Genomic DNA, 13,881 nt, shown 5'->3' with positions numbered 1-13,881 from the left:
CACGGCAGGGACGGTCACAGGGTGCGCAGCAGAACCACGACCAGCGTCAGATAGACAGCGGCCTTCGCCGCGGTGCTGAGGCGCGCCACGCTCCACAGCGCCACGCCGGGACGGCGGAACAGGGCGACCAGCGCCATCCCCGCGCCGAACCCACCGAGATGGGCGGCCCAGGCCACGTCGCCCAGGCTGGAGTCCCGGGACGGCGGCATCAGCGTCATCGCCACGTTGATCGCCAGGAAGCTGCCCACCACGAAGGAGGCCGGAACGCGCGGCCCCGGCGTCACGCCGAGCGTGGCCTGCGGGTGCAGCAGCAGGAAGGCCCCCATCACCCCGCAGATCGCCCCGCTCGCTCCGACCAGCGGTGCCATGGGATCGACGGCCAAGGCCCCCTCCACCATGGCCCCCGCTGCGGCGCAGAGCAGAAAGAACAGCAGGTAGCGCAGGCTGCCCATCGCCAGTTCGACCGCGCCGCCGAAGGCCCACAGCGCCAGCATGTTGCTGACCAGATGCACAATGTCGCTGTGGATCAGGACATGGCCGAACAGGCCGCGCCACACCGCCCAGCTCGGCAGCGGCCCGGCCGTCTCCACCGTTCCGAAGAAATAGGCGGGAACGAAGGCGAGGGATTCCGGCGGCACGCCCAGCACGAAGGCCAGCGTGCAGGCCATGACGATGCCCTGGTTGACGTAGGGAATCCTTCTGGCAGCGCGCACCGCTCCCCCTTCGCCGATGACCGGAGCCTTGGCGGCCCGGCCTTCATCCTTGCTCGATATGGGGGCTCTTGCGCCGATGACCAGCGCCCGAAAGCGGCTCGCAAACAGGTTAGAAGGTCGGACCTATCAGTAATTCCACTCCCATTTGACACCGACGCGGGTGTCGGAATCGGCGCCGACATCCGCCTGGGCCTTGATGTTCTTGGTGATGTCGACCTCGACCGTGGCGCGGCTCTGGTTCGCGCCGATGCCCTGCTCCACCCCGACATAGACGCGGTCGCTGACGTAGCGCCCGGCCTGCACCGCCCCACCCTTGCCATCGGCCCCGCCGGTGAATTCCAGCCGGTCGATGCCGAGACCGCGCCGCAGGTTGCCAATCAGGCCGGGGCCGCCACCGCCGAATCCGGCCAGGGTCGCCGCGGACTGGGCGAGCTGGACCGCCTCCACCGCGTTCAGACTGCCGACCGACTTCCCGAACAGCACCGCGGACAACACCTCGTCCTGCGGCAAACCCTGCGGGGAGGTCAGCTCCAGCTTCGGCTGTCCGGCGGTGCCGGTGACCAGAACCTGCGCGGTCACGTCGTTGGCGGTGGCCTCCGCCAGGAAATCCAGCCGCGGGTCGATGGTGGGACCGCCGTCGAACTCGATGATGCCGCGCTTGAAGACGAAGGTCTTGGCGAGAAGGTCCAATTCGCCCTTCAGCATGTTCAGCCGCCCGCTGACCAGCGGCTGGCTGGAGGTGCCGGCGACGGCGAGTTGCCCGGCGAACTCCGCCTCAAGCCCACGACCCCGGACGAAGATCTGGTTCTGCGCGCTGATCGTCAGATCGAGGATCATCGCGAAGGCCGGCTCGGGAGGCGTGGCCTGCCCGTTCTTCAGGCTGACCGGCTGCGCCTTGCGGCCCCTGCCGACCTCGACGACCTTCAGGTCCACCACGTTGGGCGGGGTCTGGTTGGGGATCTGGATCTCCGCCCGCTCGATCCGCACGGGACCGGCCAGCCGCGGATTCAGGAAGCTGCCGCTCAGCGTCAGGTTGGTGCCGATGGTGACCGCTGCCAGATCGTTCTGCACCAGCCGCGCCCGGTCGGCTTGGATGGCGAGGTCGAGCTGCTGTTGCGGGTCCGCGGCGGCAGGACGGATCACACCGCGAGCGCTGATCTCGCCGCCGTTGGCGGTTCGCCCGCGAAAGGTCTGGATGGTGAAGACATCGCCGTCGCCGACGATGCGGGCGTCGATGTTGCTGATGATGGCGCCGCTCGCCCGGTTCTCGTAGCGTCCGTTGGCCAGGGTCACCGTGCCGCCCAAGCGGGGCGCCGCCACGGTGCCGTCGACGCTGACGTCCAGCCGCAGCGTGCCGCGCGCCCGGTCGCCGCTCGCCGCCAGCAGGTCGTTGGCGAGCGAGGCGTCGATGGCTCCGCGGAGCGCCGCCTCCAGCCGGCCGCGCTCCGGCACCGAGAAGGCCAGCGTGTCCGGATTCATCGCCAGCGGCGCGGCGGCGGTCAGCGTCACCCGGCCGGCGTTGTTGCTGGTGGCGACGTCGCCGTCCACCGACAGGCGGGCCTCCCGCCAGCGGGCGTTGACAGTGGCGTTCAGGCCCGGCACGCCGGCCTGGGTGGTCTGCTGCGCCTTCAGGTTCGCGACACGCACCGTGGCATCGGCCTGCGGGCGGCGGACGGTGCCGCCGAGAGTCGCCTGCGCGTTCAGCGTGCCGTCCAGCCGGAGGGCCGGGTTCGCCAGCCGGGCCAGCGCCATCGGCACGCGGTCCAGCCGCAGCTCGCCCGACAGCCGTTCCCCATTCAGGCCGAGATCGGCGGCGAGTTGGGCGTTGCCGCTGACCAGCCGCAGGCCGGACACCTCGTAGCGCCGCTCGCCCAGGGCAATGGCGGCGGGCTGGGTCAGCCGGAAGGACTCGCCGCTGTAGCGCCCTTGGAGCCGGTCCAGCCGGATGCGGTTCAGCGCTCCGCTCTGAGTGAATTCCCCGGCCAGATCGAGCCCCAGCGGGTCGCGCCCGGCTCCCGCGGCCTCCGCCCGGAAGGCCGCCTTGGCGAGCGAGCCATCCACGCTGGCCGTCACACGGGACAGGTTGTTGCCGGCGGCAGCCCCGTCCTGAAGCTCCACACGCGCCTTGCCGCTGGCACTGCCCAGCGCATCGGCGACGTCGGCGTTGGCGGTCAGGCGGCGCGCGGCAAACAGCGGCCCGCCCTCCCCCTCGACGCGGAGATTGGTAGCGTTGGCGGTCAGGTTGGCCGCCTGCTTGCCGTTCGGTGCGTCGAGCGCGATCGTGAAGCCCGCTGCCCCGGTCAGCGGCACGCCAGCCAGCTCCGACAGGGTCTGAAGCTGCGGCAGGGTGCCATCGAGCTTGCCGGTCGCGGTCATGGCGTCCAGCGCGACGCGCACCGCACCGGTGATCCGGTTCGGCCCGTTCGCCAGCGCGAGGTCGCTGATGCGCAGCGCCTGCCCCTCCAGCGCGTAGACGGCGTCCGCCGTCAGCCCGGCGCCGGCCAGTTCGGTGCGGGCCGACACACGCCCTTCCGGGGCGGCCGGCAGGTTCTGCGCGGTGGCGTTCAGCCGCGTGTCGCCGAAGCGGCGCCCCTGCACGACGAGGTTCCGCGCGTGCAGCGCCGCCTCGGCCACCAGCTTGTCCAACGGGCCTTTCGCCGTCGCGTCGAGCGTCAGGCCGCCGGCCATCTCTGTCCCGGCGGCGGTGCCCACCGGGGCGAGATCGGCGATCTCCAGCCGGGTCTTCGCGTCCACGTCCCCGTCCACCAGAGCCGCAGCACCCGTCAGCCGCCCGTTGCGGCCATCCACCGTCAGATCGGTGAGACGCATGGCGCCGCCCGGCTCCATCACCGCCTGCGCCCCCAGGCTGACGTCGCGGCCGAGCACGCCGTCGGCGGGCGTTCCGGTTTCCAGACCGCGCAGTGCGCCGCTAAGGTCCGCCGTCAGCGTGCCGTCCTCCTGCCGGCGCACCGGCCCGGCCACGGCCAGCGACCCGGCCAGCGGTTGCCCGGCGAGCGCGGAGAGGCGGGACAGGTCGTCGGCGTTCAGCGACACCATCACATCGGCGGTCTGGCCCCAGCCGGTCACGCTGCCCTGCGCCCCGGCGCTGGCCGCCGCGGTGGTCAGGGTCACCCCCTCGATTCCCACCGCTCCGGTGTCGGCGTTGATCCGCGCCCGCCCGTCCAGCCGCACCTCCGGCCCGGCGACCGAGGCCAGGGCGGGATCGTCGGCGGCGAGGTCGCGGATCAGCCCCTCCACCGCCACGGTCAGCGCGTCCAGCGTGCCCTGGGCGGTGCCCGACACGGTGCCCTCCCGCCAGGCGATGCCGGGGGCGAAGCCGTGCAGGGCAGAGTCCGGCCCGGCCTGAATCTCGTAGCGCAGATCGAGGCTGCGGCGGTCGGCGCCGATGCGCCCCGAGAGATTGGCCGTGGCGGCGGCGGTCTCGACGGCCACCGGCTGCAGGGTCAGGGCACCGTCCGGAGCGACCACCACGGTGCCCTTCAGCGCCGGCTGCGGCCCGGCCAGCGGCGCGATGTCGGGGCCGAGCAGGGAGGCCACGTCGCCGGTCGCCGCGATGGTGACGGCGTGCCCTTCCGGCACCGCCTTGATCGTGGCGTCGGCGGCCAGCCGGGCGGCGTTCTCCGCCGCCGCGGTAAAGGTGCCCTTCCAGTCGTCCAGCGAGCCCTGCCCGTCCAGCGAGGCGCTGACCGGCGGCGCGCCGGGGATGTTCAGCGCGGTGGCGATCAGCCCGCCCGCCGGCTCCGAAGCCTTCAGGTTCAGGTCGAGCCGCTTGTCGTCGGGGTTGAAGGCGACGTCGAGCGCCACGGTGCCCGGCTGTTCGCCCAGACGGTCCACATTCAGATGCGCTTCCAGCGACGACCCGCCCGACGCCAGGTCGAGCGCCCCGTCGATCTTCAGCCGCGCCTCCTGCCCGATCAGCGGCTCCGCCAGGACCAGCTCAGCGATGGCCAGCTTGTCCACGGCGACGCCCACCGGCAGGCTGGGCAGCAGGGAGGTCGGCCCCTGGTCGGGCGGCGGCTCCGGCCCCTCAGCCGGCAGCGGCGCGCGCTCCACAATCACGCGCTGCGCCTCAATGGCGTCGGCCTTGGCCCGTCCGGTCAGCAGCGCGGTGGGGGCGAGGTTGACGCGGAGATCCTCCAGCCGCAGCCACACGCCCTCGCGGTCGGCGACGGTGACGTCCGAAATGGTGAAGTTGACTGGGACCGCGCCGCCGATGGTGCCGATCCGGACCTGGAGGTCGGGGCCGTTCACCGCCTTCTCGATGGTCTGGGCGATCCAGCGCCGGACGGCGTTGGCCGGTCCCCAGCCGCCCCCTTCGGAGTCGGCCGCGCGGGCGGCCTCCGTCAGGACCGCCCCGGTCAGGACAGCGATGGCCAGAAGAAGGACGATCAGACGACGCAGACCCGACACCACGCACCCCGTTGCGGCATTCCCCGAATGGTATAACGGGAAAGAGCATGGGCGATCCCGATCCAAGTGGCAAAAATGCGACCCGACCCGGCATCACCGGTTGAAAGGACGAATCAGAAGGCCTGACCCAGACTGAGATAGAGCTGCCACTTCGCATCGCCGGAGTCGGCGTTCAGCGGGAAGGCGACGTCGGCGCGCAGCGGCCCGAAATCGGTGTAGTAACGAGCGCCGATGCCCGCGCCGACCTTCAGCGGCTCCTTGAAGTCCGGGAAGGCGCTGTCGAAGACGGTGCCGGCGTCGACGAACGGCACGATACCGACGGTCTCCGTCACCTTGACGCGCAGTTCCAGCCCGGCTTCGAACAGCGACCGCCCACCGGTCGGGTCGCCGTAGATGTCGCGCGGTCCGGCCTTCTGGAAGCCGTAGCCGCGCACCGACCCGCCGCCGCCCGCATAGAAGCGGTGATCCGGCGGGACTTGATCCAGCGACGCACCCACCGTGCTGCCGACGCCGATGCGCGCCGCAGCGACGTAACGCCCGTCGTCGGACAGATCGCGGTAGGCGGACGCGTTGATCTGGAAGCTGGTGAAGATCGAGTCCGTATCCCCGGCGTAGGGGAACCAGGGGGTGGCGAGCAGCGAGGCGCGGTAGCCCTTGGACGGGTTCAGCAGATTGTCCGAGCCGTCCCAGGCGATGCCCAGCGGCACGCCGATGAATCCCGTCTGATACTCCCGCAGGTTGGAGCGCACCCGTCCGCGCTCCCCCGACACGCCGTAGGAGATCTTGAGCTGGTCGGTCACCTGCCGCTCCAGCGAGGCCGAGCCGATGGTGGCGACGCGGTCGTAGGCCGGCGGCTGCTCCGACGCGACCTGGAAATCCAGGATCAGCGACTGGCGCGGCGCCAGGAAATCGGGCTTGCGGAAGTTGGCGGACAGCCGGATGTCCGGCAGATCCAGGGTGCCGCGTGGCCCCTGCGCGGCGCCGTTGTCGCCGCCGATCCGCCCGACCTCCACGCCCAACCGCAGCCGCTCCGCCCCGCCGAACAGGTTGCGGTGGCCCCAATAGGCCGAGCCCCCCACGCCATCCTCCGACGAGTAGAAGGCGCTGGCCCCGATGAAGCGGTGCAGCTTCTCTGCCAGGGTCACGTCCACCGGCGTGACGCCGCCCGGCCCCGGCTCCTCGGCCAGCCGCACCCGCACCGTGTCGAACACATCGAGCTGGGCGATCTGCTGGCGCGCCCGGTCGACCTTGGCCGGGCTGTAGATGTCGCCCTGCTTCCAGGGAAGACGCCCGCGGATCAGCCCCTCGTCCACGCTGGCCAGCCCGTCGATCTTGGTGTCGCCGAACATCACCAGCGGGCCGGGATTGACCGAGTAAGTGACGTCCATGCTGTGGTCGTCGTGGTCGACCACCACCCGCCGCTCGGCGACGGTGGCGAAGGGGTGGCCGCGGTCGGACATCCGACGCAGCAGCGCGGACTGGGCGTCCACCACCTGCGGCGCGCGCGCCCGCTCCCCCACCGGCAGGCCGATGTCGCCGGGGGTCACGTCGCCGCCCGGCAGCGGCGCGCCGTCGGTGGAGGCGATGGTGATGGTCTTGAAGCGGTAGGGGGTGCCGGGCGTCACCGCGACGGTCACCTTGGCCGGCGTTTGGGCCGCGTCCACCCGGATGTCGAGCACCGCGTCGTAGAAGCCGGCGGAGCGCAGCGCCGTCTGCAGGCGATCCCGGTCGCTGTCGGCGCGCCGTTCCAGCCCCAGCACCGACGGCGGCGGGTCGTTCTTCAGGCTGACCAGCGAGGAGCTGTCGCGCAGCAGGTCGCGCAGCTCGTCGTCCTCCATCCCGGTGAACTCCACCTCGTAGGGGATCTGCGGGCCGGGTGCGTTGGGCGTGGGGTCATCCTGCCCGGAACCGTCCTGCGCCGCGGGCGGCGGGGCCGCCTCCTGAACCGGGTCCGGCGCGGAGTCCTGCGCGCGCAACGGGTCGCCCGGCACGGCGGCGAGCGCGCTGGACAGGAGAATGACGGCGAGGCGGGAAGCGGAAACGCGGCTGGTCATCACCGGACCATGTGGGATTCCGCGACGCAGACGCCAATGATTCGGTCGCCGCGGCGCAAGGAAATTCCGCATAGGCGCTTTGGGCGAGTTTCCCCTACCACGCCGCTTGCGTTATGAAGCCGGATCATTATATTGCGTCGCAACAGTTTCCCCGGCAGAGCCCCCCGATCGATCTCGGAGGGTTTTTTTGTTGTGCGCGGCCGACGTGCCGCGGTGTCGGGGCGGCATTGCGCAACGGAAGCCCCAGAGCGGATTTAAGAGTCCCCGACACATGAATCTTCGTAACGTCGCCATCATCGCGCACGTCGACCACGGCAAGACGACCCTGGTCGATCAGCTCCTCAAGCAGGCCGGTTCGTTCCGCGAGAACCAGCAGGTCGCCGAACGCGCCATGGACTCCAACGACCTGGAGCGCGAGCGCGGCATCACCATCCTGGCCAAGTGCACGTCGGTCCTGTGGAACGACCTGCGCATCAACATCGTGGACACCCCCGGCCACGCCGATTTCGGCGGTGAGGTCGAGCGCATCCTCTCCATGGTGGACGGCGTGGTCCTGCTCTGCGACGCCGCCGAAGGGCCGCTGCCGCAGACCAAGTTCGTGCTGGGCAAGGCGCTGAAGCTGGGCCTGCGCCCGATCGTCGTCATCAACAAGGTGGACCGCCCCGACGGCCGTCCGCACGAGGTGCATGACGAGGTGTTCGACCTGTTCGCCTCGCTCGACGCCTCGAACGAGCAGCTCGATTTCCCGACCCTGTTCGCCTCGGGCCGCAACGGCTGGGCGACCACGGACCTGGAGAATGGCGCCCGCGAGACGCTGACCCCGCTGTTCGAGCTGATCCGCGACCACGTCCCGCCGCCCAAGGTGGAAGAGGACCTGCCCTTCGCCATGCTGGCGACCACGCTGGAGGCGAACCCCTATCTGGGCCGCATCCTGACCGGCCGCATCCAGACCGGCAGCGTCAAGGTCAACATGGCCATCAAGTCGCTGAGCCGCGACGGCAAGCTGATCGAGAACGCCCGCATCAGCAAGGTGCTGGCCTTCCGCGGCCTTGAGCGCGTTCCGGTGGACGAGGCGCACGCCGGCGACATCGTCGCCCTGGCCGGCCTGACCACCACCACTGTGGCCGATACCATCTGCGCGCCGGAAGTGGCCGAGCCGCTGGCCGCCCAGCCGATCGACCCGCCCACCCTGGCGATGACCTTCTCGGTCAACGACAGCCCGCTGGCCGGCCGCGAAGGCGACAAGGTCACCAGCCGCATGATCCGCGACCGCCTGATGCGCGAGGCCGAAGGCAACGTCGCCCTGCGCGTCAGCGACACCGAGGGCGGCGATGCCTTCGAGGTGGCCGGCCGCGGCGAACTGCAGCTCGGCATCCTGATCGAGACGATGCGCCGCGAGGGCTACGAGCTGGCCATCAGCCGTCCGCGCGTGCTGTTCAAGACCGACCCGCTGAACGGCCAGCGCCTGGAGCCGATCGAGGAAGTCGTCGTCGACGTGGACGAGGAGTTCTCCGGCACCGTCGTGCAGAAGATGGCGGAGCGCAAGGCCGACCTCATTGAGATGCGTCCGTCGGGCGGCAACAAGACCCGCATCGTCTTCCACGCCCCATCGCGCGGCCTGATCGGCTATCAGGGCGAGTTCCTGACCGACACCCGCGGCACCGGCATCATGAACCGGCTGTTCCACGGCTACGCCCCCTACAAGGGCACGATCGCCGGCCGGCGCACCGGCGTGCTGATCTCCAACGCCGACGGCACCGCGGTCGCCTACGCGCTGTGGAACCTGGAGGATCGCGGCCCGATGCTGATCGATCCGGGCGTTCCGGTCTATCAGGGCATGATCATCGGTGAGCACACCCGCGGCAACGACCTCGAGGTCAACGTCATCAAGGGCAAGCAGCTCACCAACATCCGCACCACCAGCAAGGACGAGGCGGTCCGCCTGACCCCGCCGATCCAGATGACGCTGGAGCGCGCCCTGTCCTACATCGGCGACGACGAGCTGGTGGAGGTGACGCCGAAGTCCATCCGCCTGCGCAAGCGCTACCTCGACCCGAACGAGCGCAAGCGCCACGCCCGCGCGGCGGAAGCCAGCTGAGGCTGACGGGCAAGGCAGCGTTGAGATCGCGGGAGGGCTTCGGCTCTCCCGCTTTTTTTATGGCCCGTTTTCTTTTCAGCGGCGGTGGCCGCGGTTACCCTCCCGGAAACACATCCGGAGGGACCAATGTCAGGGCGCGAACACCGGTACGAAACGACGCTCACCTGGACGGGCAATCAGGGAACCGGGACCTCAGGCTACAAGGCGTACAGCCGCGACCTTGAGATCGTGGCTCCCGGCAAGCCGCCGATCCCCGGCTCGTCCGATCCGGCCTTCCGCGGCGATCCTGGGCGCTACAATCCCGAAGACATGCTCGTGGCCTCGCTCTCGGCCTGCCACATGCTGTGGTACCTGCATCTGTGCGCCGTGAACGGCGTCAGCGTGATTGCCTACACGGACGAGGCCGCCGGAACGATGGCTGAGGATACCAATGGCGGGGGCCGCTTCACCGATGTCGTCCTGCGCCCCCAGGTCACTCTCGCCGCCGGAAGCGACTCCGCCAAGGCCGTGGCCCTGCACCACGAAGCCCACGAGAAATGCTTCATCGCCAACTCAGTGAATTTCCCGGTTCGGGTCGAGGCGCGGATCGCCGTTGAATGACAAAGAAAACCCCCTTCCGGATGGAAGGGGGCGATTCCTAGTCCCGCAAACTCTTCTTCTTGATGTCGGGCTTCTCGCCCAACTCGTCGAACTTCTCCTGAACGGGCTTGTCCGGGTCGCCCGAGGCTTGCCCGGTTTCCTTGATGAGCTTGTCCTCGATCCGCTGGGCGGCGTCGGACGGGGCGTCGTCCTTGCGATGCCCCCGCTCCTCCGCGCCCATCACTTGTCGCCTTTGAGGATGTCCTTCACCTTGCCGACGACCTTGTCCAGCTTGCCCTCGGCCTTGTCGGCGCGGCCCTCGTCCTTCAGATCCCGGTTGCCGGTCAGGTCGCCGGCCTGCTTCTTGACTTCGCCCTTCAGCTCCTTGCCGGCACCGGTGATGCGATCGGTGTTCATGGTGCCTTCTCCTTCGATTGGTGATTGTTTCAGCGACCGTAAACAGGGCCGCAAAAGAAACGTCACGCCTTCGCTTGTTCGCAAAGGGAGAGGGGTCCGTCGCGTTCAGCTTGGCCGGGCCTCACTTTTGGCCCAACCCCTCCCCGATCTTTCGGATAAGGCTGTCCCGCTCCTTCGGGCTGTAGCGCTCCGCGAAGCCCGACCCCCACACCGGCCCCGGCCATGCCGGGTCCGCCTTGGAGCGGGCGATGACATGGATATGAAGTTGCGGGACCAGATTGCCCAAGGCCCCAACGTTGATCTTGTCAGGGCCGAACAAGGTTTCCAGCGTGTGCGAGGCCAGGGCGATCTCGTCCACCAGCCGGTGCCGGTCCTCACGGGGCAGTTGGTGGATCTCCGTCAGGCCATGCCGGGCGGGAACCAGGATCAGCCACGGCCACATTCGGTTGTCCATCAGCAGGACGCGGCAGAGCGGCCATTCGGCGATCGGGGCGGTATCGGCCTGCAAACGGTCGTGGAGATGGAACATCGTCATGGGGTCCCGTGTCTTCCCTGTGCTGACTTCCCTTCGGTCCGTAAGGATTTCCTTGCGGTGTCCGGGGAAGAAAACGCCCATCCGGCACGTTCGTCCAGTGGGGATTGCCGCCGCTGCAGGTCTGGGCATCGGCGCGTCGGAGTGGGACTGGTTGCGGGACTAGGAAAAATGTATAAACTGCCGCACGATCTTTATTCGGTCCGGTGATGTTCCGGTCGGAGGCGTTCGGTCTTCCGGCTTATACGGATCGCGCGGCGGATTGAGACGTGTCCTGCAACCAGGGTGGTGGGTACGGGTGTTCGGTCCGAAGGCGGTGTCGGGGCGGCGAGTCCCCCTGCGTGCCGATCCGGTTGAACCCCTTCGCTGAATTGAAAGATGCCCGGCCGGGGCGGACAAAGCCAGGACGGCCGGCAGACGTTTGGGACAAAGAAAGACGGTCATGCGCAAGTCGGCGATCGCGGCTCTTCTTCTCGTGATCCTGGGCAACATCGGAGTCTGGGCGCTGTGGAACCGCCCGGTCGCCGAACGGTCCTGGGGCGGCGCCATCAGCGGCGTCGGCTACACGCCCTTCCACCCGGACAAGAGCCCGTCCAAGGGCGACAAGGCCTCGGCGGAGGACATCGAGAAGGACATGAAGGCCCTGGAGGGGTCGGTCAAGGGCGTGCGCATCTACTCCACCACCGACGGGTCGGAGCAGACGGCGCCCATCGCCCGCAAGTACGGGATTCCGATCACCGCGGGCGCCTGGATCGCCGGCAAGCCGGAGATTGACGAGCCGGAGATCAACGGCCTGATCAAGCTGGCGCGCGACAACAACAACGTCCGCCGCGTCCTGGTCGGCAACGAGGCGATCCTGCGCGCCGACGTCACCGTCCCGCAGGCCATCGAGTACATCAAGCGTGTGAAGAAGAAGGTCAACGTCCCGGTCTCCACCGCGGAGCCGTGGCACGTCTGGCTGGAGCATCCGGAACTGGCCGACGCCGTGGACTTCCTGGCCGTCCACCTGCTGCCCTACTGGGAAGGCGTGCCCGCCGACCAGTCGGTCGATTACGCCATGTTCCGCTACAACGAGCTGAAGACCAAGTTCCCGAACAAGCACATCCTGATCTCGGAAATCGGCTGGCCGGCGGACGGCCCGTGGCGCCGCGGCGCCGAGGCGAGCCAGGTCAACCAGGCCAAGTTCATCCGCACCTTCCTGAACGTCGCGGCGCAGAACAAGCTCGACTACTTCATCATGGAGGCCTTCGACCAGCCCTGGAAGCGGGAGATCGAAGGCACCGCCGGCACCAGCTGGGGCCTGTGGGACGCGTGGCGCAAGCCGAAGTTCCCGATGATCGGCGAGGTGACGGAGTTGCGGAACTGGCCGCTGCTCTGCGGCATCTCCATCGCCGTAGGCTTCCTGCCGCTCGTCTTCTTCCTGTGGCGCCGCGGCGGCGACCTGAAGTTCGGCGGGCAGGTCTTCTACGGCGCGATGATCCAGGGCGTGTCGTCGGTGCTGGTCTTCACCTTCACCGCGGCCAGCGTCGCCGGCCTCGCCACCACCACCGAGATCGCTTGGGGCATCCTGGTCTTCTGCCAGCTCGTCCTGCTCGCCGTCATGCTGATCGACGGGCTGGAGCTGACGGAGGTCGTCTGGCAGGACCGCTTCAAGCGCAAGTTCCAGCCCTGCTCGGCCGCGCCCCTGCCCAACGCGCCGAAGGTGTCCATCCATGTGCCCTGCTACAACGAGCCGCCGCACATGGTCATGGAGACGCTGGACGCGCTGGCCCGGCTGGACTACCCGAACTACGAGGTCCTGCTGCTCGACAACAACACCAAGGACCCGGCGGTGTGGCGCCCGGTCGAGGAGTATTGTCGCAAGCTGGGGCCGAAGTTCCGCTTCTTCCACTTGGACAACTGGCCGGGCTTCAAGGCCGGCGCGCTGAATTTCGGCCTCGCCCAGACGGCGCCGGACGCCCAGCACATCGCTGTCATTGACAGCGACTATCAGGTCCACCCCGACTGGCTGAAGGCGACCATCCCCCATTTCAACCGGCCGGAGGTCGGCTTCGTGCAGTCTCCGCAGGACTACCGGGACTGGAGCCACGACCTGTTCCAGCGGATGATCAACTGGGAATACGCCGGCTTCTTCCACATCGGCATGATCCAGCGCAACGAGCGCAACGCGATCATCCAGCACGGCACCATGACCATCATCCGCAAGTCCGCGCTGGAGGAGGTCGGCCGCTGGGGCGAGTGGTGCATCACCGAGGACGCCGACCTCGGCCTGCGCCTGTTCGAGCACAAGTACGAGGCCGTCTACATGCCGGAGAGCTACGGCAAGGGCCTCGTCCCCGACAGCTTCTCCGCCTACAAGACGCAGCGCTTCCGCTGGGCCTACGGTGCCGTTCAGATCCTCAAGCACCACTGGCGCGACCTGCTGCCGGGCGGCCCGCGCCTGACCGCCGGGCAGAAGTATCACTTCATCACCGGCTGGCTGCCCTGGTTCGCCGACGCCGCCCACATGATCTTCGGCATCGCCGGCATCATCTGGTCGCTCGGCCTGCTGGCCTTCCCGAAGTATTTCGAGTTCCCGCCCAGCGTCTTCATGATCCCGACGCTCAGCGTCTTCGCCTTCAAGGTCGGCGCCTCGCTCTGGCTGTACGAGGCGCGGGTGAAGTGCGGCTTCTGGGACAAGGTCGGGGCCGCCATCGCCGGCATGGCGCTGACCCACACGGTGGGCCGCGCCATGTGGCTGGGCATGTTCACTTCCGGGCGCCCCTTCGTCCGCACGCCGAAGTGCGAGAACCAGCCGGCGCTGATGCAGGCCTTCCTGATGGCGCGGGAGGAGATCGCGCTGCTGCTGGGCCTTTGGGGCGCCGCTCTGGCCATCGTGGTGGTGTTCGGTCACGAGAATCGCGACGCCTTTATGTGGTCGGGCCTGTTGGTCGTACAGTCGCTGCCCTACCTGTCCGCCTTCATCACCGCCCTGATCAACGCCTTCCCCAACATCGGGCTGGGCAAGCGGCGCCCTGAACCCACGGAAGCCGCCGGAGCCGGGGCGGACTGACCGCC

Annotated in this window: 9 protein-coding genes; 3 read left to right on the top strand and 6 right to left on the bottom strand. The window is 69.0% G+C overall.

Annotated features, from left to right (window positions below; genetic code table 11):
- Positions 1–14 precede the first annotated feature (14 nt).
- The 3 genes from Q4I23_RS00895 to Q4I23_RS00885 form a co-directional block, all read right to left on the bottom strand.
- Positions 15–713 (bottom strand): rhomboid family intramembrane serine protease, encoded by a 699-nt coding sequence (locus Q4I23_RS00895; RefSeq protein WP_498525014.1) that lies wholly within the window; start codon positions 711–713, stop codon positions 15–17.
- Between the two features lie 126 nt (positions 714–839).
- Entirely contained in the window at positions 840–5,144 is a 4,305-nt protein-coding gene (locus tag Q4I23_RS00890; protein WP_498525013.1) for a translocation/assembly module TamB domain-containing protein, read from the bottom strand.
- Positions 5,145–5,257: 113 nt separating this feature from the next.
- On the bottom strand, positions 5,258–7,198 hold the full coding sequence (locus tag Q4I23_RS00885) for an autotransporter assembly complex protein TamA (RefSeq protein WP_498525012.1): 1,941 nt from the start codon (positions 7,196–7,198) through the stop codon (positions 5,258–5,260).
- Between the two features lie 271 nt (positions 7,199–7,469).
- Between Q4I23_RS00885 and typA the strand changes: the two genes are divergently transcribed.
- Positions 7,470–9,296 carry a translational GTPase TypA gene (typA, locus tag Q4I23_RS00880; protein WP_014240708.1) on the top strand — a complete coding sequence of 609 codons (1,827 nt, stop codon included), beginning with the start codon at positions 7,470–7,472 and terminating at the stop codon, positions 9,294–9,296.
- 126 nt (positions 9,297–9,422) lie between these two features.
- Entirely contained in the window at positions 9,423–9,896 is a 474-nt protein-coding gene (locus tag Q4I23_RS00875) for an OsmC family protein (RefSeq protein ID WP_454018490.1), read from the top strand.
- Positions 9,897–9,933: 37 nt separating this feature from the next.
- On the opposite strand, the gene Q4I23_RS00870 is transcribed toward Q4I23_RS00875, so the two are convergent.
- The 3 genes from Q4I23_RS00870 to Q4I23_RS00860 form a co-directional block, all read right to left on the bottom strand.
- Positions 9,934–10,116, bottom strand: coding sequence for a hypothetical protein (locus Q4I23_RS00870; protein ID WP_188259348.1), 183 nt, complete (start codon positions 10,114–10,116; stop codon positions 9,934–9,936).
- Complete coding sequence (locus Q4I23_RS00865) at positions 10,116–10,292, bottom strand: CsbD family protein (protein ID WP_014240705.1); 177 nt, start codon at positions 10,290–10,292, stop codon at positions 10,116–10,118. Before Q4I23_RS00865 ends, Q4I23_RS00870 begins: the two co-directional genes overlap by 1 nt.
- Positions 10,293–10,413: 121 nt before the next feature.
- Positions 10,414–10,827 (bottom strand): HIT domain-containing protein, encoded by a 414-nt coding sequence (locus Q4I23_RS00860; protein WP_498525011.1) that lies wholly within the window; start codon positions 10,825–10,827, stop codon positions 10,414–10,416.
- 439 nt (positions 10,828–11,266) lie between these two features.
- Between Q4I23_RS00860 and Q4I23_RS00855 the strand changes: the two genes are divergently transcribed.
- Positions 11,267–13,876, top strand: coding sequence for a glycosyltransferase (locus Q4I23_RS00855; protein ID WP_014240703.1), 2,610 nt, complete (start codon positions 11,267–11,269; stop codon positions 13,874–13,876).
- Positions 13,877–13,881: the final 5 nt, after the last annotated feature.

This window comes from Azospirillum sp. UFLA03-27 (assembly GCF_059803775.1).
Note: the sequence above shows the minus strand (reverse complement) of the source record. Positions and strands in the feature narration are given on the sequence as shown.

Bases quoted from the DNA above. Each gene is read 5' to 3' on its own strand.
- typA (WP_014240708.1), top strand. From the start codon at position 7,470: ATGAATCTTCGTAACGTCGCCATCATCGCGCACGTCGACCACGGCAAG.
- Q4I23_RS00875 (WP_454018490.1), top strand. From the start codon at position 9,423: ATGTCAGGGCGCGAACACCGGTACGAAACGACGCTCACCTGGACGGGC.
- Q4I23_RS00865 (WP_014240705.1), bottom strand. From the start codon at position 10,292: ATGAACACCGATCGCATCACCGGTGCCGGCAAGGAGCTGAAGGGCGAA.
- Q4I23_RS00885 (WP_498525012.1), bottom strand. From the start codon at position 7,198: ATGACCAGCCGCGTTTCCGCTTCCCGCCTCGCCGTCATTCTCCTGTCC.
- Q4I23_RS00870 (WP_188259348.1), bottom strand. From the start codon at position 10,116: ATGGGCGCGGAGGAGCGGGGGCATCGCAAGGACGACGCCCCGTCCGAC.
- Q4I23_RS00860 (WP_498525011.1), bottom strand. From the start codon at position 10,827: ATGACGATGTTCCATCTCCACGACCGTTTGCAGGCCGATACCGCCCCG.
- Q4I23_RS00855 (WP_014240703.1), top strand. From the start codon at position 11,267: ATGCGCAAGTCGGCGATCGCGGCTCTTCTTCTCGTGATCCTGGGCAAC.